The following is a 21,612-nucleotide window of genomic DNA, read 5'->3' on the forward strand; positions in this document are numbered from 1 at the left end:
AAGTCATATCATGGTAGATAAAAAACTTGGCGGCGCCGGCCTTCGTGGTCAAAGCGCAGGAGAAACCTCATTAAGCACCGTTGGCCAATCGGGCACCGGCCTCACCTATTGCGGTTATGACGTTACCGATTTAGCGGAAAACGTTACCTTTGAAGAAGTAGCATACTTACTGTTTCATGGCGAGCTGCCCAATCAAACCCAGTTAGACGCCTATAAGCAAAAGTTAAAATCACTGCGTTGCTTGCCCCGGGCGTTAAAAGAGGTATTAGAACGCATTCCGGCGGACGCGCACCCTATGGACGTTATGCGCACCGCCGCTTCCATGCTGGGCAACCTAGAAACGGAAAAAGACTTCAGCGAACAAAAAGACGCGGCGGATCGCTTACTGGCTACTTTTCCAGCCATCATTTGCTATTGGTATCGCTTTAGCCACTTTGGCGATCGCATTATTACCGAAACCGATGACGATCAATTAGGCGCATATTTTCTGCATTTATTGCACGGTAAAAAGCCTTCTGAGCTGCATGCCCGGGTCATGGACGTATCGCTCATTTTATACGCTGAACATGAATTCAATGCCTCAACCTTCACCGCTCGGGTGTGTGCCTCGACCTTGTCCGACTTGCACTCTTGCATTACCGGCGCCATTGGCTCACTGCGTGGCCCTTTGCACGGCGGCGCAAACGAAGCGGCAATGGAGCTGATTCAAGATCTTACCGATCCCGACCACGCCCGCAGCGTATTGGCCCAAAAGCTGGCCAACAAAGATAAAATCATGGGCTTTGGACACGCGGTATATCGCGAGTCGGATCCGCGCAACGCCATCATTAAACAGTGGTCGCAACAACTATCGCAACAGGCCGACAGCAGCCGTTTATACGACGTATCGGTCGCCTGTGAAGCCTTTATGTGGGAGCAGAAAAAGCTGTTCTGTAACGCCGACTTCTTCCACGCTTCGGCCTATCACTACATGGGTATTCCAACCAAGTTGTTTACCCCGATATTCGTTTGTTCGCGCTTAACCGGATGGGCCGCTCACGTGTTTGAGCAACGGGCTAATAACCGCATTATCCGCCCGAGCGCCGACTACGTGGGTGTAGAGCCGCGCACGGTAACGCCTATCGAACAACGCTAGCAGTAGGGCGACAACATGAACAATACCCTTTATAGAAAGCCGCTGGGCAACAGTGGCTTAGACTACTTTGATGCTGAACAGGCGGTTAATGCCATTGAAGCCAACGCCTACGCTAAGCTGCCCTATACCGCCAAGGTGCTGGCGGAAAACTTAGTAAGACGCTGCCAACCGAATCAACTAAACGATGCGTTAGCGCAACTGGTGTATCGCAAGCGGGATTTGGATTTTCCTTGGTACCCAGCGCGGGTGGTGTGTCACGACATTTTAGGCCAAACCGCACTGGTGGATTTGGCCGGTTTGCGCGATGCCATTGCCGATAAAGGCGGTGATCCAGCGCAAGTGAACCCTGTGGTGCCGACTCAGTTAATTGTGGATCATTCTCTAGCGGTGGAACACGGTGGCTATGATGCACAGGCGTTTGCCAAAAACCGAGCCATTGAAGATCGCCGTAATGAAGACCGATTCCATTTCATTGAGTGGACAAAAACGGCCTTTAAAAACGTTGATGTGATTCCTGCTGGCAACGGAATTATGCATCAAATTAACCTCGAAAAAATGTCGCCGGTCATTCAAGCGCGCGACGGTGTTGCCTTTCCCGATACCTGTGTGGGCACCGACAGTCACACACCGCACGTTGATGCCCTAGGCGTTATCGCCATTGGCGTGGGCGGCTTAGAAGCGGAAAGCGTGATGCTGGGACGGGCCTCGATGATGCGCCTGCCTGACATTGTGGGGGTAAAGCTTAGTGGCGAGCGTCAACCGGGCATTACCGCCACCGATATCGTGCTGGCCATCACCGAGTTCTTACGAGAGCAAAAAGTGGTGTCTGCCTATTTGGAATTTTTCGGTGACGGCGCCAGAAGCCTCACCATTGGCGACAGAGCCACCATTTCCAACATGACCCCAGAATACGGCGCCAGTGCCGGCATGTTCTACATTGATGAGCAAACCATCGATTATTTAACCCTCACCGGGCGCGAGCCTGAGCAAGTGGCTTTGGTGGAGCAATATGCTAAGCAAACTGGGCTGTGGGCCGATGCCCTTAACGAAGCGCAATACGAACGAGTGCTGGACTTTGATTTATCCAGCGTTTGTCGCAACATGGCCGGTCCATCCAACCCGCATCGCCGACTCGCCACGGCGCAATTGAGCGACAAAGGCGTCGCCCAAGCTCGCAACAGCGATAACGATTCCCGGGATAACATGCCAGACGGTGCGGTGATCATTGCCGCCATTACCAGCTGTACCAACACCTCAAATCCGCGCAACGTGATTGCGGCGGCGTTAGTGGCAAAGAAAGCCAACGAACTCGGCCTGTCTCGCAAACCTTGGGTTAAAACCTCCTTTGCACCGGGCTCTAAAGTGGCGCGTTTATACCTAGAGCAAGCCGGGCTGCTCACCGAGCTCGAAGCCCTAGGCTTTGGCATTGTCGGCTACGCCTGCACCACCTGTAACGGCATGAGTGGCGCCTTAGATGCCGACATTCAGCAGCAAATTGTGGATCGCGACCTGTATTCCACCGCTGTATTGTCAGGCAATCGCAATTTCGATGGCCGCATTCACCCCTACGCCAAACAGGCGTTCTTAGCGTCACCGCCACTGGTGGTTGCCTACGCCATTGCCGGCAGCATTCGCTTTGATATTGAGCAGGACGTGCTGGGCCACGACAGCCAAGGCAAGCCGATTACCCTTAAAGATCTGTGGCCAAGCGATGAAGCCATCGACGCCATTATTAACGACGCAGTTAAACCGGAGCAATTTAGACAGGTGTATGAGCCCATGTTCGATTTAAAAGTCGACTATGGCAACAATACTTCACCTTTGTATAACTGGCGCGAGCAAAGCACCTACATACGCCGCCCACCCTATTGGGAAGGGGCATTGGCAGGTGAGCGCAGCCTCAAAGGCATGCGACCTTTAGCGGTTTTAGGTGACAACATCACCACCGATCACCTCTCGCCATCCAACGCCATTTTAGCCAGCAGTGCCGCCGGCGAATACTTGGCCAAAATGGGCTTGCCGGAAGAAGACTTTAACTCCTACGCCACCCATCGCGGCGATCACTTAACCGCACAACGGGCCACCTTTGCCAACCCTAAGCTGTTTAACGAAATGGTGAAAGAGAATGGCCAAGTTAAGCAAGGCTCATTAGCTCGAGTAGAGCCTGAAGGGCAAGTGACTCGCATGTGGGAAGCCATTGAAACCTATATGGACCGCGGCCAGCCGTTAATCATTGTCGCCGGCGCCGATTACGGCCAAGGCTCATCGCGAGATTGGGCCGCTAAAGGCGTGCGCCTTGCCGGCGTGCAAGCGATTTTGGCGGAAGGCTTTGAGCGCATCCACCGCACCAACTTGGTCGGTATGGGTGTGTTACCCTTGCAATTTGAAGCAGGCGTTAATCGCAACACCCTAGGCCTTGATGGCAGCGAATGCTTCGATGTGATTGGCGAGCGCGCCCCCGGTGCCAGCCTTCAAGTCCAGATTACTCGCAAAACGGGCGAAGTACTGAGCATTAACGCCCATTGTCGACTGGATACCGCCGAAGAGGTGGCCATTTACGAGGCCGGTGGCGTGCTACAGCGCTTTGCCCAAGACTTTTTAGAAGCGAATGCGGGGTAAGCTCATGACACAGGCGCTGCAAAGCCAACTGAAAATTGCCGCAACCTACATGCGGGGCGGCACCAGTAAAGGGGTATTTTTTGCCCTGGACGATTTGCCTGTTGAAGCGCAACAACCAGGTCCGGCACGAGATGCCTTGCTGCTGCGCGTTATTGGCAGCCCCGATCCCTACGGCAAACAAACCGATGGCATGGGAGGAGCTACCTCCAGCACCAGCAAAACCGTGATAGTCTCAAAGAGCCAACAGCCAGACCACGATGTCGACTATTTGTTCGGCCAAGTGGCCATCGACAGAGCCTTTGTCGATTGGAGCGGCAACTGCGGCAATTTAACCGCCGCGGTGGGGGCTTTTGCCATCGCCCAAGGGCTTATAAGCTCAGGTAAGCTGCCTCGCAACGGCATTGCCGAGGTGCGCATTTGGCAAGCCAACATTGCTAAAACCATCATAGCTAAGGTGCCAATGCGTGATGGGCTGGTGCAGGAGTTGGGGGATTTTGAGCTGGATGGGGTTACCTTCCCAGCCGCCGAGGTGCAGGTGGAGTTTGTATCGCCTTCAGCCGCCGATGCGCGCTTGTTTCCCAGCGGAAACTTAGTGGACCGCATTCACAGCGACGATTTTGGCGAAATAAACGCAACCTTTATTAACGCCGGCATACCCACCATATTCGTTAACGCCGCCGAGCTGGGCTTTAGCGGTTGCGAGTTACAAGGGGAGATTAATAGCAACCGCGACACCCTAGCAAAGCTTGAGCGTTTGCGAGCCCAAGGCGCCCTGCAAATGGGCTTGATCAGCAGCTTGGAGGAAGCGAAAACCCGCCAGCATACCCCTAAGCTTGCTTGGGTGGCAGCTCCACAAGACTATCAAGCCTCCAGTGGCAAAGCCGTTAACGCCCATGACGTTGATTTGCTGGTAAGAGCCATGTCCATGGGGCAGCTGCATCACGCCATGATGGGCACCGCCGCCGTGGCCATTGCCGCTGCAGCAGCCGTGCCGGGCACTCTGGTGCACCAAGCTGCTAATTCTGCGAGCAATAAAGCAGACAACAGCATTGTATTTGGCCACCCTTCCGGCACCCTTAAAGTGGGCGCCAAAGCCCATGAGTCAACCAGCGGTTGGCACATTGATAAAGCCATCATGAGCCGCTCTGCACGGGTGCTTATGGAAGGCTGGGTGCGCGTCCCAAAATGCTGGTAGCGGCCCATCAACAGGCGTTGCTTGAGCTAACTCAAGCCCGCTCCATTAGCGACATCAGCACCCTACAGTCGCTGTGGAGCGGTTACGGCGCCTTGTTGCGGGTGCGCTTAGACGGCGCTACCTTGCCCAGCGTTATCGTTAAGCAGGTCAACTGGCAGCAACTTCCGCAACAGTTGCCACAACACCCGCGAGGCTGGAGCTCACAACGCTCCCATCAGCGCAAATTAACCTCTTACCAAATCGAAACCCATTGGTATCAGCAGTTTGCAGCGCTCACCGATAACCACTGCCCGGTGCCACAATGCCTACTGGCACAATCGAGCCCAGAGCAATTGCTGTTAGTACTAGAGGATCTTAATAATTTGGGTTTCAGCCAAGTAATTAGCGACGCCGAGCTGGTGCATGTGCTGGCGGTGATCGAATGGTTGGCCAGCTTTCACGCCAAGTTTTTCAATAACAGCGGTGAAGGGTTATGGACGCAAGGCAGCTACTGGCATTTAGCCACTCGCCCCGATGAACATCAAGCCATGGCCGACTCGCCACTTAAGCAGCATGCCCAAGCCATTGCCAACACCCTCATACAAAGCCCTTATCAAACGCTGATCCATGGCGATGCCAAACTGGCCAACTTTTGCTTTACGCCCTCCGGCACCCGAGCCGCTGCCGTGGATTTTCAGTACGTGGGACAAGGCGTGGGCGTGGTGGATTTGGCCTATTTTATTAGCAGCGTTTTGAACGATGAGCAATGCGAGGCGCTGGAAGCGTTAATACTGGAGCATTACTTCACCACCTTCGGGCAACGCTTAAAGCACTATCATCCGCAACTATCACCTACTCCCATAGAGGCCAATTGGCGGGCACTGTATTGCTTTGCTTGGGCGGATTTTTGCCGCTTTTTAAAAGGCTGGAGCCCCGATCACTGGAAGCTGAGCGGCTACAGCGAGCGCCAAACGGCGCAAGCACTGGCACAAATCGCTGGTTAATTAAGCGAACACCGAAAATAAGGCTTTTATTGGCAAGCCTTGTTGTTAGAATGGGCACATACGACAGTAACCCAATGTGAGAACCCATGAGCCTAGAATTACTAAGCCAACTCGAGTCAAAAGTGCAAGCGGCGTTAGACACCATAGAGCTTCTTAAAATGGAGCTAGACGAAGAACGTCAAAACAACGCGCAGCTTAAGCAAGAGCAGCAACAGTTGGTTGAACAAAAACAAGAATTAGAGCAGCAATTGCAGCAGTGGAATTCCAAAGTGAATACCATGCTCGACCGCATTAACCAAGAAGTAAAAGAGGCACTGTAAAGTGCCTCTTTCATTATGTGACTGTCTGTGTGCTTAATCCGGTTGAAGTTGTTGGTTAAGCACCCGCACGGCTTGTTTAATTTTCAGCGAATCATTGGCCTTAACTAAAAATCGTCCTTGCTCAAATCGCAGCAATCCCAGATGCTTTACCCAAATCACGCCGTTTAAAAAGATCTTAGCGTGCTTGGCAATGAGTTTAGGCGCAAATACAGGAAACTTTCTCAAAGGGCCCTCCCAGCTCATTCATTATTAGAGACATTATTGTCCTCTATTCAGACCTCGAAACTGGTCGGATGCTCCCCACTTTTTTAAATTATTTTGATATAAGAAATGCGCAACTATTCCAAAATATTCTGTTAGTACATTTTTAGTTACAAAAACAAAAAACGCGCTTAACAGCGCGTTTTTCAACTCAACATTAGAACTAATCTTTCTTGGTTAAATACATAATCAAGTCAGTCAGCTCTTCAAAGCTTTTGATGGATTGGGTGTTAACGCGGTACTTACCGTTTACTACAAAAGTTGGTACGCCTGAGATTTTAGCGTTCTTAGTGCGCTGTTCCATTTGCGCCAGTTGCGTTTGCACCATGAAGCTTGAAGCGGCTTTGTCGTAATCTTCAGGTTTGACGTCATTGGCGATGAACAAATCGCGAATTTGCTTTGCAGTCGCTGGCGGGCGCTTGTAATCGTGGATGGCGGCAAACATCGCAGGCTTAATGCGCTCTAACACACCAAGCTGCTCGGCGATTGCAAACGCCTTGCTCATTTCTACACCCATTTCACGGCCAATGAAGTCAACGTGGTTTTGCTTCAATGGAACGCTGCTTTCTTTAAGCTTAGCTTTTAGGGTTGGAATGTAACCTTTGTCAAAGGTGTAACAGTGCGGGCAGTAAAACGAAAAGAACTCCCGAACTTCTGGGGTTGCGGTCGCTTTGCCTTGATTAATAATGTCGTAGTTAACGCCTTCCTTAAAGTCTGCAAACGCAGCCATAGGAACCATCATCAGTGCAACTAAGCACGCCATTAGCTTTTTCATGTATCTTCCTTCGTTCGATTTCAAAGCATCATCAATAGTGTGTGTCAGGCTACCACAACTTGAGCTCAGTTAGAATTGCCCCGGTAACCTTATCGGATCTTCATTTAATGCAGCGATTTGCTCTTTTATCGCTAAAATTTGTTGTTCCCAGTATTTGTCCTCGGCAAACCATGGAAAGTTCCGTGGAAAGGCCGGATCCTGCCAACGTTTACCCAACCACGCCGTATAATGCATCATGCGCATGGCTCGAAGTGGCTCGATTAACGCCAGTTGATGTTTGGGAAAATCGCTAAACTCGTCATAGCTTTCGGCGAGAATATCTAACTGAATTTGCTGCTGAGTTCGATCTCCACTTAGCATCATCCACAGGTCTTGAATCGCCGGACCTTGTCGCGCGTCGTCTAAATCCACAAACCCCGGACCGTCGTCCGTCCACAGAATGTTGCTCGGGTGCAGGTCACCGTGTAGCCGCACAGTCTCAACCGCGTGCTCTTTATGCCACTGTTGCCAAGCCGCCACCGTTTGCTCTTGCAGTATATCAAGCGCAGTAAAATAGGCGGTTTCAAGGGTCGTGGGCACCCGCTTACTTTGGCGCAGCCATTGGCAGGGAGACAGCACCAACTCGTCAAGGTTCACCGAATGCCGATGCTTAAACGCCTGTTTGCGCCCAAGCTGATGAATGCGACCAATAAAGCGCCCGACCGCTTCCAGCTGGTCAAAGTTATCCACCTCAAAAGTGCGCCCACCCATGGAGTTGAACAACGCAAAGCGATAGCCCTGATAATGATGCAACAATTGGCCTTGATGGCGCTCCGGTGTCGCCACCGGCACCTCAAATTCAGCGAGCTCTATGGCGTAATCCAACTCTTCTTGGATTTGAGCGTCGCTCCAGCGCTGGGGACGATAAAACTTGACCACGTATCTGTGTTGGCGGTCGCAACGAAATTGGTAAACACGGTTTTCATAGCTATTGAGCGGCAGCAAGCCGGTTTCTGGATAGATCTGCAGCGACTCAATGGCGTTAATAATGAGATCGGGGGTGAGTTCACCGTAGTCACTGGCGGATTCAATCATTACAGCTCACTTTGTTGGATGATAGTGGCGAAATAGGATAGCAGTTGTGGCTCTGAGCTATCCTTAAGCTCAAACCAAATACTGCCGCTGTATAGCTCAAAGTGCAAGGTAAGCTCTGTGCCCTCAAACTCCAGCTGCCACTGATGCCTATCGGCACCAAAGGCTTTGCTCACTATGCGAATATCAAGGGCTGCCAACAAGCGCTGTGCAAAGTCGTCGAAGCCATCAAAATCCGGCAAGTTGCCGCTTAAAATAAGAACACCGTGGTCGTTATCGATGTGACCGCTAATAGCCATTGCCTAATACCCAGCCTTTGTTCAATACTGACAGCGAAGCGCTTTCAAAAATTGTTTTGCATCATAAGGTGGTCGAAATCACTCTGGCAAGCGTTTTATAAGCGAGTTTCATGATTAACAGGAATGCCTTAGTACACTATGTTGTCTTTCAGTCAAAGCTACACCAAACTTGATTCCGCATTTTTCCAGCGGGTCGCGCCGACGCCGGTCAGCGCTCCTCAGTTGCTGCTGTGGAACCAATCCTTGGTTGAACACATGTTCGATAACGACCCATTTAGCGGCTTAAGCTCTCCTGAAAAGGCTAACCTTTTTAGTGGCAATCAACTGGCTGACGATTGTGAGCCGATAGCGCAAGCCTATTGCGGCCATCAATTTGGCCATTTTAATCCCAACCTAGGCGACGGGCGCGCTCATCTGCTGGGCACCGTAGACAGCCAACTCGGCTTGATGGACGTACAGCTTAAAGGCTCAGGTACGACCCGCTATTCCAGACGCGGCGACGGTCGTTGCGCCCTAGGGCCGGCACTTAGGGAATATCTGATGAGCGAGGCACTGGCGGCTTTAGGCGTCCCCAGCAGTCGCTGCCTAAGTGTAGTAGCCACCGGCGAGGCAGTATATCGAGAGCAAGCCTTGCCCGGTGCCGTGGTGACTCGGCTGGCCAGCAGCCACTTGCGGGTCGGCACCTTCCAATTTGCCGCCGCTCATCTTGACCAAGCGGCACTGATTCAACTGCTGGACTTCGCCATTGAACGCCACTACCCCCACATACAAGGCGATGTTGAACAGCGAGCCCTGCAGTTTCTTGAAGCAGTAATGGAACGCCAGCTCAACACCGTCAGTCATTGGATGAGGGTTGGTTTTATTCATGGGGTGATGAATACCGACAATTGTGCCATTAGCGGCGAAACCATTGATTATGGCCCCTGCGCCATGATGGGCAGCCTTAATATGCAGCGGGTATTTAGCTCCATTGACCAACAAGGGCGCTATGCCTACGCCAATCAGCCGGCAATCACCCAATGGAACATGGCTCGCTTAGCCGAAACCCTATTACCGATACTCGACGCATCACCCGAGCTAGCCCTTGAGAAAGCGCAAGCCCTGTTAGCGCAGTTCGCCAAGCGCTTTGAAACGGCATTTTTAGAGACCTTCGCCCACAAAATTGGCTTGCAGGCGGCCACCGAGGCTGATGCTGATGCTGATTTGATTAAAACCCTGCTCGACACCATGCAAACCCATGAACTGGACTTTACCAACAGCTTTAACCAGTTAACCGAATTCATTAACCCTGACCGCACTGACACGAAGGATCCTGCTGCAACCGTCAATGAAGCGCTGCGGCCGTGGTTAGCTTCATGGCAACAACGATTATCTTTGCAGCAAAGCCTGACGCCAGCCGAGGTTTATCAATTCATGCGGCGGCAAAACCCTGTGATGATCCCCCGCAACCATTTGCTGGAGCAAGCGCTGCAAAGTGCGGTGGATGAGGGCGATTTGCAAGCCTTCCAAACACTGCTAGCAGCAGTGAAAGCGCCTTATGACAGCGAGCATCCCGCCCATTTCGTACAAGCAACGGATGCCTTGGCGGAACAAGGTTTTCAAACCTTTTGTGGTACCTAACCGTCACAGTGAACTGCGAAAAAATTTGTGCTTTAGCTCATAGTTTGTCGAGCTAAATTGGCATCCGTTATCAATGCGTGGTGAAATTCAGCAATACCCGAGCAGTTTTGTAGGATTTATCATGGCCAACGAACCAAGTTTAGACGGCGTTTTAGCTAAGGAATATAAAACCATAGAAGCCATGGTGGCCATTTATTGCAAGGCTCATCACTCCAGCCAGCCTTGTGAAGAGTGCCAGCAATTCTTGGCGTTTGCGCACAAGAAGTTGGTGCGCTGTCCTTATGGCGAAGACAAACCCACCTGCGCCAAGTGCCCAATTCATTGCTATAAACCCGACATGCGCGCCAAAGCAAAAACCATCATGCGTTTTGCCGGGCCGCGGATGTTGATTCATCATCCGGTTATGGCCATTCGCCATTTGCTGGCTGAGCGACGTCCGGTGCCAGCCAAGCCGCCTAAAGGTGCCTCGGCGCGTCATAAAGCCCAGTCCAACAGCGCTGACTGAACTTAGCTGGGTTGCTTTTGATAGCGGTACAAGTAGCACGACAGCCAATACAAAATAGCGGCAAGCCAGCTGCACAGCGCCATCACTAAGATCATGGGCCACGCCGCTTGTGGCAAGGCCGCAACTAAAGCGCTAATGGCGGCGGCGGTGCCAAATCGCAAGGTTCCAGTGACCGACGAAGCGGTGCCCGCCATGTTAGGAAAGTCGCTAAGAATGATTCCCATGGAATTGCTGCCAATCACAGATATGGTGCCTATGTATAAGGTAACAAAGGGCGCCACGCCCCACAGCCCCCAATCAAAGGCCCATGCGCTAAATAAGCCAAAGCCGGCGATGATTTTAAGGGTCAAAGCAAACCTGAGCATGGCGTGAATGCCCAAGCGTTTCACCAATTTGCCATTGGCACTGGTAATCAGCATCATGCAGGCGATGTTGGCGCCAAAAAAGTAACCGAAGTTCTCTACCGACACCCCGAACAAATTGATGTAAACAAAAGGGCCGGCGGTTAAAAAGGTAAACATGCCACTGAACGACAAGGCGCCGGAAAACACCAAGGCCATGGGCGCAGGACTGCCCAGTAAGCGGGAATAGTTTTTAAGGGTTGCGCGAAACTGCAAGGGTTGTCGATTTTGCGGCGCTAAGGTTTCCGGAACTCGCCACCACGATACCAGCATGATGATCATGGCCACCAGCATCAGCAGCCAAAAAATGGCGCGCCACCCCAACCAAACCGAAATGTAGCCTCCCAAAATGGGGGCAATTAAGGGTGCTAGCGTCACCACCAAGGTAATGAACGACATGGTGCGGGCAAAGTCTTCCCGCTCATACAAGTCCCTAACCAAGGCCATGATGATCACCGACACGGCCGCGCCGGATAGCCCCTGAAGTACTCGCACCAGCACCAGCCACTGGGCGTCGTTAACCAAGGCGCACAGCAGCGATGTTGCAATAAAGCCCACCAGTCCTAGCATTAACACCGGTCGTCGCCCCAGTGCATCGCTAATGGGGCCGTAAAACAGCTGCCCAATAGCAAAGCCAGTGACATAGGCGGTTAAGGTCATCTGAATAGTGCCCGCCGCCGCGCCGAGGCTATCGGCAATCATGGGCATGGCCGGCAAATAGATATCAATGGCTAGGGGCGTCAAGGCACCAAGGGCACCTAACATCAAGATGAATGCTAAAGTCGGTGAGCGAGCGTCACCTGCAGTTGAGTGAGTCATACGCCGCTAAGGTTACACTCGAGTATTATTAGGGTCAACTAATAAGCCCAGCAACAAAAAAAGGCTGTCCACCGACAGCCTTTTTAGCGCTAAGCAACTCGCTCGTTAGCTGAGTTTTTTAGCTTCACGACCAGCGCGTTTGCGTTCGTTTTCAGTCAATAACTTCTTACGAATGCGAATGCTTTCTGGGGTCACTTCCACCAATTCATCGTTATCAATGAACTCAAGCGCTTGCTCAAGGCTCATTTTAATTGGCGGCGTTAGCACCTGCGCATCGTCGGTACCCGAGGCACGAACGTTGGTCAGTTGCTTACCTTTTAGGGCGTTCACGGTTAAATCGTTGTCACGACTGTGAATACCGATGATCATGCCTTCGTATACTTCAACACCGTGACCAATCATCAAACGACCGCGCTCTTGCAGGTTAAACAAGGCGTTGGTCAAGGCTTTACCGGTGGCATTAGCAATCAACACACCGTTTAGGCGTTGGCCAATTTCACCACCTTTATGGGGGCCGTATTGCAAGAAGGTATGGTAAATCAAACCGGAACCCGAGGTCAGCGTCATGAACTCGGTTTGGAAGCCAATCAAACCACGACTTGGCATGATGAAGTCCATACGAATACGGCCTTTGCCATCCGGCGCCATGTCGGTTAACTCGGCTTTACGGATACCCATTTTCTCCATCACGGAACCTTGATGCTCTTCTTCCACATCAATGGTGACGGTTTCATAAGGTTCGTGCATTTCGCCGTCGATTTCACGCATGATCACTTCAGGACGCGAAACTGCTAGCTCGTAGCCTTCACGGCGCATGTTTTCAATCAAAATGCCTAAGTGCAGCTCACCACGCCCGGATACACGGAACTTATCTGGGTCGTCGGTCTCTTCCACGCGCAAGGCCACGTTGTGCACCAACTCTTGCTCTAAACGCTCAAGAATATTACGAGACGTCACGTATTTACCTTCCTGACCACAGAAAGGTGAGGTGTTTACTTGGAAGGTCATAGTGACCGTTGGCTCATCAACCGACAAGGCCGGTAATGGCTCAATTTCGCTTGGACAGCAAATGGTGTCGGAAATCTTAAGCTCACCAAGCCCGGTGATGGCAATAATGTCACCGGCTTTGGCGCTGTCCACTTCGTGGCGCTCGAGCCCTAAGTAGCCCAGTACCGTGCCCACTTTACCGTTGCGGGTATTACCATTAGCACAGTTAATGGTGACTTGCTGGTTAGGCTTAACGCTACCACGGGTAACACGACCAACACCGATAACACCTACGTATGAGTTGTAGTCCAACTGCGAAATCTGCATTTGGAAAGCACCTTCGACGTCGCCACTTGGCGCCGGCACTTGCTCAACAATGGTTTCAAACAAGGCGTTCATGTTATCCGTTTCAACGCCTTCTTCGTGAGAAGCCCAACCGTTAATGGCCGAGGCATAAACCACTTGGAAATCCAACTGTTCATCGGTAGCACCCAAGTTGTCGAACAAATCGAACACTTGATCCATCACCCAATCTGGGCGAGCGCCTGGCTTGTCAATTTTGTTGATAACAACGATTGGCTTTAGCCCTTGAGCGAATGCTTTTTGGGTCACAAAGCGGGTTTGCGGCATTGGCCCTTCTTGCGCATCAACAATCAGAAGTACCGAGTCAACCATCGACATAACCCGCTCTACTTCACCACCGAAGTCGGCGTGTCCTGGGGTATCCACGATATTAATGCGGTAGTCGTTCCAGTTAATGGCGGTATTTTTGGCCAAGATGGTAATGCCACGCTCTTTTTCGAGATCGTTGGAATCCATAACCCGCTCGTCAATATCGGCGCGCGCGTCTAAAGTACCGGATTGTTGCAACAATTTATCAACCAAAGTTGTTTTACCATGGTCAACGTGAGCGATGATGGCGATATTGCGTAACTTGCTGATATCGCTATTGTTAATACTTGTCAAAGTGGCCTCTGCAATGAGTAGTGGAACCCAATTTCAAGGGAAATTGGCTGACGGCTGTCAAAATTTGCGCAGAGTATAGCCGATTACGGCTGAAAAAGATAACTTCAGAGTAAGAGCCTAGACCCTTACCCTGAATTCATTTTGCTGAGAATTATAGCGCAGCGTTTTACGGCTGGTAGTAAATCGGTGAATTAGGGCCTACTGGCAAACCAAAGCCAAACACCCAGATATAGAACAAGGCGACCCAACCAACAAAGAAGATCATGGAGTACGGCAACATGGTTGCCACCAAGGTACCAATGCCCATGTCTTTCTTATATTTAGTAGCCACTGCCAATATCAGTCCAAAATAGCTCATCATCGGCGTGATTAGGTTGGTCACCGAATCACCAATACGATAAGCCGCTTGAATGGTCTCAGGGGCATAGCCAATCAACATCAACATAGGCACAAATATCGGTGCCGTGACCGCCCATTGCGCAGACGACGATCCTAAGCTTAGATTCACCAAAGCGCATAAGAAGATAAAGCCAACGAAGACTTCAGGCCCCGTCAGGTGCAGCGCCTCTAATAAGGCCGCGCCGTTAATGGCTAAAATGGTGCCTAGGTTAGTCCAGCTAAAAAAGGCCACAAACTGAGCGGCAAAGAATACCAATACTATGTACATGCCCAGAGAGCTCATGCTCTTGGACATGGCGTCAATCACGTCGCGATCGGTTTTCATGGTACCCACAACGCGACCATACACGTATCCGGGAATAGCGAAGGTCACAAAAATAAACACCACGATCCCTTTAAGGAATGGCGATCCTGCTACCGCGCCGGTTTCTGGATGACGCAACACACCATTTTCTGGAACGATTGTCAGAGCCAATACCGAGCAGGTGGCTAAAAACGCAACGCCGGCCCACTTTAATCCGCGCACTTCGTTGTCAGTAAGATGCTGCACTTGATTCGACGACAAATCTTCAGACGCTTCACTGGGGTCGTATGTGCCCAGACGCGGCTCTACGATTTTTTCGGTCACCCAGGTGCCCAGAAACGCCACCAAGAAAACCGACACCATCATGAAGTACCAGTTTGCCTCAGGCCCTACTTGATAGGTGGGATCAATCATTTGCGCCGCCGGTGTGGTAATACCGGCAAGCAGCGGGTCAATGGTACCCAGTAACAAGTTAGCGCTGTAGCCGCCGGAGACGCCGGCAAAGGCCGCCGCTAACCCGGCTAAGGGGTGACGTCCTAAGCTGTGGAAAATCATTGCCGCTAATGGAATCAACACCACGTAACCCAGCTCAGAAGCGGTGTTTGAAAGAATAGCAGCGAACACCACCATAAAGGTGACTAAACGCTTCGAAGCACCCATTACCATACCGCGCATAGCCGCCGATAACAGGCCGGAGTGCTCGGCCACACTCACACCGAGCAAGGCCACCAATACGGTTCCTAGAGGCGCAAAACCGGTGAAGTTGGTTACCAGCCCGGTAACGATACGCTGCAAGCCTTCGGCACTTAACAAGCTCACCACTTCGATAACGCCATCTTCAGCTCGACCGGGAGCGCCAACGGGGCGAGGGTCGATGGCACTTAAACCGAAATAATCGGCAACACCACTGAAAATCACCACAGCAACGGCGAAAGTAGCAAATAAAGTGATGGGATGAGGTAACAGGTTTCCTAGAAATTCTACGCCCGCTAGAAAGCGGTTAAACCATCCTTTGTTCGCTGTAGAAGAGGTTGATGCAGCAGTATTCATTAAGCCCTCTTTTTATTGAGATGTTCTTATTTGGCCGAGCAAGATATCACAAGCCTTAGCTAGGATCACTTTTTTGCACCATCTGCACCATCAATGACGTGCATCAAAGAAGTTACTGATTATCTGCACCAATATGGATCGTCTTTCGCACTAATTTGGTGCAAAATTAAATGATAACGACCGCCAATGTTTCTAAACAGTGCATGGAACCGTCGTTAAAAAGTTGGCATGGGTTTCGCTTAGTTTTGGCCATAACGTTTGGCCATAGCGATTTCATACGTTGAATTTGAATAACTAACTTGTTCTGCCTAACCGAACGGTTGGCGCAATCATATTATCATTCTGGAGAAGAAAATATGTCAGTTGAGAGTGTACTAAGCCTAATTGAAGAGCACGAAGTAAAGTTTGTCGACTTGCGCTTTACCGATACCAAAGGTAAAGAGCAGCATGTCTCTATTCCTAGCCATCAAATCGATGAAGACTTTTTCGAAGAAGGCAAAATGTTTGACGGCTCTTCGATTCAAGGCTGGAAAGGCATTAACGAATCTGACATGGTGCTGATGCCGGATCCAAGTCGTGCAGTACTTGACCCGTTCACCGAAGAAGCCACTCTTAATATTACTTGCGACATTCTAGAGCCTTCTACCATGCAAGGTTATGATCGCGATCCACGCTCTGTTGCTCGCCGTGCTGAAGAATACATGCGCGCCACTGGCATCGCCGATACCGTGTTAATTGGTCCTGAGCCAGAGTTCTTCTTATTTGACGACGTTAAGTACAAAACCGACATGTCCGGCTCTATGTACAAGATTGATGCCGAAGAAGCCTGTTGGAACTCAGACAAAGCCTACGAAGATGGCAACACTGGCCACCGACCTGGTGTTAAAGGCGGTTACTTCCCTGTTGCACCAGTGGATTCATCACAAGATCTGCGTAGCGCCATGTGTTTGGTTATGGAAGAGATGGGCTTGGTTGTAGAAGCGCATCACCATGAAGTTGCCACCGCAGGTCAAAACGAGATTGCTTGTCGTTTTAACACCATGGTTAATAAAGCTGACGAGATTCAAATCTACAAGTATGTTGTGCATAACGTAGCCCACGCTTATGGCAAAACCGCAACCTTTATGCCTAAGCCTGTGGTTGGCGATAACGGTTCCGGTATGCACGTTCACCAATCACTTGCGAAAGATGGTGTTAACCTGTTTGCCGGTGATAAATACGGTGGTTTATCCGACACCGCGCTTTACTACATTGGCGGTATCATTAAGCATGCTCGCGCAATTAACGCGTTTGCTAACGCCTCAACCAACTCTTATAAGCGTTTGGTTCCAGGCTTTGAAGCACCTGTGATGCTGGCCTATTCAGCCCGTAACCGTTCAGCCTCGATTCGTATTCCTGTGGTACCGAGTGCCAAGGCGCGTCGTATCGAAGTTCGCTTCCCAGATCCAACGGCTAACCCTTATTTAGCCTTCTCTGCCATGCTGATGGCGGGCCTAGACGGCATTAAGAACAAGATCCACCCTGGCGATGCCATGGATAAAGATTTGTACGACTTGCCGGCAGAAGAAGCGTTGCAAATCCCAACCGTTGCAGAGAGCTTGCAGCAAGCCTTGGAGTGCTTGGATGCGGATCGCAGCTTCTTAACCGAAGGCGGCGTGTTCTCAGATGACTTCATTGACAGCTACATTGCGCTTAAGAGTGCCGATGTTGAGAAGTTAAACATGACCACTCACCCAGTTGAGTTTGAAATGTACTACAGCGTTTAATTTAACGCTTGAAACTAAGGCCCGCTTTGATAGCGGGCTTTTTTATGATGATTTTTTGGTCAGAACTGGTTACTCTAGCTAGGAACTCTAAATGGAAAGCGACTATGCGTAACCTTATAGTTTTACTATTATTTTTTAGTTTTTTTAGCAGCGCTACTGTGTATCGCTGGGTCGACGAGAATGGCAAAGTCCATTATTCGGATGAGCCTAAAGAAGGCACCAACGCAGAGCAAGTGCAGCTCAAGCCTAACAGCTCAATTCAGCTTTCCCCGCCGCCTTCAGCGGCCGATACAGCCACCACAGAAACGCCCGCACAACCGGTGGAGTACAAAATAGCCATTGTGTCGCCGGAGAACCAAGCCACCATTCGTGAAAACAACGGTAACTTCAGTGTGCAGGTTGAGGTTGAACCTAAACTCGATTCGAGCCTGAAAATGGCGCTGTCGCTGAACGGAAACACTTACTCGGTGCCCCAGCGCACCAATTTATTTCGGCTGGTTAACATCGACCGTGGCGAACATAAACTTTCTGTACGCATTATTGATCAAAACGGCAAAGTACTTGCATCGTCTCAAGAAACAACCGTGTATTTGCATCGAGCCAGCATGCTAGGCGGCGGTTAGCCCCCAAAAAAGGGGCCAGGCCCCCTTTTTGGAAGCTGCTAGCGCTTTCGTTGCACCATAATGGTGCAACGTGCTACCGTAGCAAATACGCAAGCGAAGCAAGGCAGCCCAATGCAAACAGAACTGGTACTCGATAGCTTATCTACCGCGGTGATCGTCATTGACGAGACACTCGTACCTCTTTATGCCAATGCGTCAGCGGAGCAACTGCTGGGCATAAGCCGCTCTCGCCTAACTGAGCACTCGCTTCCTCACCATTACCTATCGCTTGCCCTTGATGAAGATTTGTTAGGTCGCACGGTATCTCAGCAAAACTCGTTAAGCATCAGTCGAGTACCTCTTATCACTCTTGAAAATCAAGCCCATGTTGTTGACGTCAGCATTACGCCCTATGAAACACAACAACGTCGTTTGTGCGCGCTAATCGAGCTAAGAAGCGTCGAACAACAGCTAAAGATCCATCAAGCGCTGGTGAGCAAGAATCAACAGCAAGCGGCACAGCTTTTGGTCAGAGGATTAGCCCACGAAATTAAGAACCCTCTCGGCGGCTTACGGGGCGCAGCACAATTGCTTGATCGAGAGCTAGACCAGCCTGAGCAGCAAGAATTTACTACCATGATCATCGAACAAGCGGACCGTTTAAAGGCCATTGTCGATAAGCTTTTGGGGCCACAACACCCCTCGCCAAGAGCACCGTTTAATGTGCACGAGCCCATAGAAAAAGCGCTGCAACTGGTGGAAGTCACCTTGCCGCCAGGGAAGATTCACATTATTCGGGACTATGACCCGTCTATTCCGGAAGTGGTCATGGAGCCGGATCAAATGCAGCAAGCCATTCTCAATATTGTGCAAAATGCTCAGCAAGCATTAGAGAAAAGTGGCGATACCATTACCCTGCGCACTCGCACCAAGCATCAAGTGAGCATTGGCTTACACACCCATAAGATGGCGGTGGAAATTGCCATTATAGATAACGGCCCCGGCATCGATGCTGCCTTGGTTGACACCTTGTTTTACCCCATGGTTACCAATAAACCGGAAGGGTCCGGGCTTGGCCTTTCCATTGCTCACACCATTATTGCGCAACATCAAGGACGCATTGATTGCGACACTAGCCACGGCTGTACTGAGTTCACCATTTGGCTGCCATTAACCCCAGCCATCCAGAACGAACACCAAAAGGATTACCACTCATGAGCGAACAAATCTGGATTCTCGATGATGACAACAGCATTCGCTGGGTACTGGAAAGAGCGTTCAAATCCGCCGACTTAAGCTGTGCCTGTTTCGCCGCTGCCGAATCCTTATTAGAAGCTCTGCAAAGCCAGCAGCCGCAAGTGATCATTTCTGATATCCGCATGCCCGGTATCGATGGATTAAGCTTACTGGAGCAGTTGCAATCACAATACCCCAACATCCCGGTCATCATAATTACTGCACATTCCGACCTCGACAGTGCCGTGAATGCATATCAAGCCGGCGCGTTCGAGTATTTACCCAAACCTTTTGATATTGATGAGGCAGTGGCGCTCGCTCAGCGTGCCATAGCTCATAGCGAAGAACAAAGCAGCCAACAGCAGGTACAGGCGCAACAAACCGTTTCCGAGATCATTGGCGAAGCGCCAGCCATGCAAGAAGTTTTTCGCGCCATTGGCCGCTTGTCAAAGTCGTCCATTAGCGTGCTCATCAACGGCCAGTCCGGCACAGGTAAAGAGCTAGTTGCCAACGCTTTGCATAAACACAGCCCACGCTCTGGCAAACCTTTCATCGCCCTAAATATGGCGGCGATCCCCCACGATTTAATTGAGTCAGAACTGTTCGGCCACGAAAAAGGCGCCTTTACCGGTGCCGGCGGCAATCGCAAAGGACGCTTTGAGCAAGCCGATGGCGGCACCTTGTTCCTCGATGAAATTGGCGACATGCCTCTGGCTGTGCAAACCCGACTGTTGCGAGTGCTCGCCGACGGTCAGTTCTATCGAGTAGGCGGCCACACCCCAATTGAAGTGGATGTGCGCATTATCGCTGCAACTCACCAAAACCTTGAATCGCAAGTTGAAGCCGGTGAATTTCGTGAAGACTTGTTCCACCGCCTTAACGTGATTCGAGTGCATTTACCAAGCTTATCGGAGCGCAGAGAAGACATCGCCAAGCTTAGCCAGCATTTTCTAGCCAACGCAGCTCAAGAGTTGGCCGTAGAGCCAAAATCGCTAAGCGTAGAAGCCATTGAATTTATGACCAGCCTGCCGTGGCCTGGCAACGTGCGCCAATTAGAGAACACCTGTCGTTGGTTAACCGTTATGGCCAGTGGCCAAGAAATACTGCTTAGCGATATGCCGCCGGAGTTGATGAGTGACACGGCGTTTGCCGACGGCGGCTTAATCAACCCGCCAAGCACCAGCAATACCAGCTGGCAAGCCTTATTGAAAAGCTGGGTTAACGCTCGTCTAGAAGCCGGCGACGATCAGATACTGCAACAAGCCCAACCGGAGTTTGAGCGCATCTTGTTGCAAGTAGCACTCAGTCACACCCAAGGTCATAAGCAGGAAGCTGCTCGACGCTTGGGCTGGGGCCGCAACACCTTAACCCGCAAGCTTAAAGAGCTGGATTTATAGAATCGCGCCTTTATTAACATCGGCCGGGTCCAAGTGCACCAAAACTTCCATGTGCGGATACTGAGCCTGAACTCGATGCATGGCGGCATCGCCTATTTGGTGCGCCTGTTTCAATGGCAATTGACTGTCTAGAGTAATGTGTACTTGCACAAAGGTATACTTGCCGGCTTCTCTGGTGCGCAAGTCATGACTGTCAATAATGGCCGTATCGTCTTCGATTAAGCGACGAATCTGGTCTCGAGTTTGCTCATCGAGTTCGCGATCTAACAGACCTTGAATACTGCGATAGCCTAATCCTATCGACTGGCCACCAATGTATATCGCAATGGCAATGGCAAACAGTCCATCAGCCCACCACACTCCAAACTGCGCCAACACTAACGCCAACAGCACCGAGGCGTTTAATAGCAGGTCAGAGCGATAATGCATGGCATCGGCTTCAATGACGGTGCTTTGGGTTTCCGCCACCGCTTTTTTCTGCAGTTGCACCAATGCAAACGTTAACACTATCGCCAATATCGACACGCCGATGCCCCAGCCGGTATGGGTCAATGGCACCGGGTTTATCAATCGCTGGCCGCCATAAACCGCTAAGAACACGCAAGCGCCAAGAATGAACACCGCCTGAGCTAACGCCGCTAATGGCTCGGCTTTGCCGTGACCGTATCTGTGGTCTTCATCTGGCGGAATAATGGCGTAACGAATGGCCATAAAGTTGATGAGTGACACCATGCCATCGGCAAAAGAGTCGGTAAGGGAAGCGAGCATACTGGCGGATCCGGAGAATATCCACACCACCAGCTTGCTCAGTACTAAGATAAGCGCGGTGGCCACCGCCGCTCGGCTGGCCAGCTTAACCCAGAAATCGTAATTATCTGATGTACTCATAACTCGCACTATCT

At 51.0% G+C, this 21,612-nt stretch carries 19 protein-coding genes; 11 read left to right on the top strand and 8 right to left on the bottom strand.

Annotated elements, in window-relative coordinates; genetic code table 11:
* Window positions 1-10 precede the first annotated feature (10 nt).
* The 5 genes from prpC (at window position 11) to CLC91_RS06155 (ending at window position 6,252) form a co-directional block, all read left to right on the top strand.
* The gene (gene prpC, locus CLC91_RS06135; RefSeq protein WP_095497686.1) at window positions 11-1,135 is read left to right on the top strand and encodes a bifunctional 2-methylcitrate synthase/citrate synthase; all 1,125 of its coding nucleotides are present in this window, start codon (window positions 11-13) and stop codon (window positions 1,133-1,135) included.
* Between the two features lie 15 nt (window positions 1,136-1,150).
* Window positions 1,151-3,754, top strand: coding sequence for a Fe/S-dependent 2-methylisocitrate dehydratase AcnD (gene acnD / locus CLC91_RS06140; RefSeq protein ID WP_095500156.1), 2,604 nt, complete (start codon window positions 1,151-1,153; stop codon window positions 3,752-3,754).
* Between the two features lie 4 nt (window positions 3,755-3,758).
* Entirely contained in the window at window positions 3,759-4,949 is a 1,191-nt protein-coding gene (prpF, locus tag CLC91_RS06145; protein WP_095500175.1) for a 2-methylaconitate cis-trans isomerase PrpF, read from the top strand.
* Window positions 4,940-5,932: a phosphotransferase gene (locus tag CLC91_RS06150; RefSeq protein ID WP_095500157.1), complete on the top strand. Its 993-nt coding sequence runs from the start codon at window positions 4,940-4,942 to the stop codon at window positions 5,930-5,932. The genes prpF and CLC91_RS06150 overlap by 10 nt, the downstream gene beginning before the upstream one ends.
* A gap of 86 nt (window positions 5,933-6,018) precedes the next feature.
* Window positions 6,019-6,252 carry a cell division protein ZapB gene (locus tag CLC91_RS06155; RefSeq protein ID WP_095497683.1) on the top strand — a complete coding sequence of 78 codons (234 nt, stop codon included), beginning with the start codon at window positions 6,019-6,021 and terminating at the stop codon, window positions 6,250-6,252.
* Window positions 6,253-6,285: 33 nt separating this feature from the next.
* Here CLC91_RS06155 and CLC91_RS06160 read toward each other — a convergent pair whose 3' ends face one another.
* The 4 genes from CLC91_RS06160 to CLC91_RS06175 form a co-directional block, all read right to left on the bottom strand.
* Entirely contained in the window at window positions 6,286-6,477 is a 192-nt protein-coding gene (locus tag CLC91_RS06160) for a DUF1107 family protein (protein ID WP_095498129.1), read from the bottom strand.
* A gap of 199 nt (window positions 6,478-6,676) precedes the next feature.
* The gene (locus CLC91_RS06165; protein WP_095497682.1) at window positions 6,677-7,288 is read right to left on the bottom strand and encodes a thiol:disulfide interchange protein DsbA/DsbL; all 612 of its coding nucleotides are present in this window, start codon (window positions 7,286-7,288) and stop codon (window positions 6,677-6,679) included.
* A gap of 69 nt (window positions 7,289-7,357) precedes the next feature.
* A complete protein-coding gene (locus tag CLC91_RS06170; RefSeq protein WP_095497681.1) occupies window positions 7,358-8,362 on the bottom strand; it encodes a serine/threonine protein kinase in 1,005 nt (334 codons plus the stop codon).
* Window positions 8,362-8,658 carry a DUF3630 family protein gene (locus CLC91_RS06175; RefSeq protein WP_095497680.1) on the bottom strand — a complete coding sequence of 99 codons (297 nt, stop codon included), beginning with the start codon at window positions 8,656-8,658 and terminating at the stop codon, window positions 8,362-8,364. Before CLC91_RS06175 ends, CLC91_RS06170 begins: the two co-directional genes overlap by 1 nt.
* Before the next feature lie 138 nt (window positions 8,659-8,796).
* Here CLC91_RS06175 and CLC91_RS06180 point away from each other — a divergent pair, with 138 nt between their 5' ends.
* Both CLC91_RS06180 and CLC91_RS06185 read left to right on the top strand, forming a co-directional pair.
* Window positions 8,797-10,278: a protein adenylyltransferase SelO gene (locus CLC91_RS06180; protein ID WP_095500158.1), complete on the top strand. Its 1,482-nt coding sequence runs from the start codon at window positions 8,797-8,799 to the stop codon at window positions 10,276-10,278.
* Window positions 10,279-10,399: 121 nt separating this feature from the next.
* Window positions 10,400-10,783 (top strand): nitrous oxide-stimulated promoter family protein, encoded by a 384-nt coding sequence (locus tag CLC91_RS06185; RefSeq protein ID WP_095500176.1) that lies wholly within the window; start codon window positions 10,400-10,402, stop codon window positions 10,781-10,783.
* Window positions 10,784-10,785: 2 nt separating this feature from the next.
* Here CLC91_RS06185 and CLC91_RS06190 read toward each other — a convergent pair whose 3' ends face one another.
* From CLC91_RS06190 to CLC91_RS06200, 3 genes are all read right to left on the bottom strand, one after another.
* Window positions 10,786-12,003 carry a Bcr/CflA family multidrug efflux MFS transporter gene (locus CLC91_RS06190; protein WP_095500159.1) on the bottom strand — a complete coding sequence of 406 codons (1,218 nt, stop codon included), beginning with the start codon at window positions 12,001-12,003 and terminating at the stop codon, window positions 10,786-10,788.
* 105 nt (window positions 12,004-12,108) lie between these two features.
* Window positions 12,109-13,947, bottom strand: a complete 1,839-nt coding sequence (typA, locus tag CLC91_RS06195) for a translational GTPase TypA (protein ID WP_095498126.1) — start codon at window positions 13,945-13,947, stop codon at window positions 12,109-12,111.
* 175 nt (window positions 13,948-14,122) lie between these two features.
* Window positions 14,123-15,709: an AbgT family transporter gene (locus tag CLC91_RS06200; RefSeq protein ID WP_095500160.1), complete on the bottom strand. Its 1,587-nt coding sequence runs from the start codon at window positions 15,707-15,709 to the stop codon at window positions 14,123-14,125.
* Window positions 15,710-16,065: 356 nt separating this feature from the next.
* On the opposite strand from CLC91_RS06200, the gene glnA reads away from it, so the two are divergent.
* The 4 genes from glnA to glnG all read left to right on the top strand — a co-directional run bounded on the left by glnA (window position 16,066) and on the right by glnG (window position 20,710).
* A complete protein-coding gene (gene glnA, locus CLC91_RS06205; RefSeq protein ID WP_095497677.1) occupies window positions 16,066-17,475 on the top strand; it encodes a glutamate--ammonia ligase in 1,410 nt (469 codons plus the stop codon).
* Between the two features lie 104 nt (window positions 17,476-17,579).
* Entirely contained in the window at window positions 17,580-18,098 is a 519-nt protein-coding gene (locus CLC91_RS06210) for a DUF4124 domain-containing protein (protein ID WP_269844420.1), read from the top strand.
* 111 nt (window positions 18,099-18,209) lie between these two features.
* Entirely contained in the window at window positions 18,210-19,295 is a 1,086-nt protein-coding gene (gene glnL / locus CLC91_RS06215; protein WP_095500177.1) for a nitrogen regulation protein NR(II), read from the top strand.
* Entirely contained in the window at window positions 19,292-20,710 is a 1,419-nt protein-coding gene (gene glnG, locus CLC91_RS06220) for a nitrogen regulation protein NR(I) (RefSeq protein WP_095500162.1), read from the top strand. Before glnL ends, glnG begins: the two co-directional genes overlap by 4 nt.
* Here the strand turns inward: glnG and fieF are convergent.
* Window positions 20,705-21,598: a cation efflux pump FieF gene (fieF, locus tag CLC91_RS06225; protein WP_095497674.1), complete on the bottom strand. Its 894-nt coding sequence runs from the start codon at window positions 21,596-21,598 to the stop codon at window positions 20,705-20,707. The two genes, glnG and fieF, sit on opposite strands and share 6 nt — an antisense overlap.
* Between the last annotated feature and the right edge of the window lie 14 nt (window positions 21,599-21,612).

This window comes from Paraferrimonas haliotis (genome assembly GCF_002282895.1).
GTDB lineage: Bacteria > Pseudomonadota > Gammaproteobacteria > Enterobacterales > Shewanellaceae > Paraferrimonas > Paraferrimonas haliotis.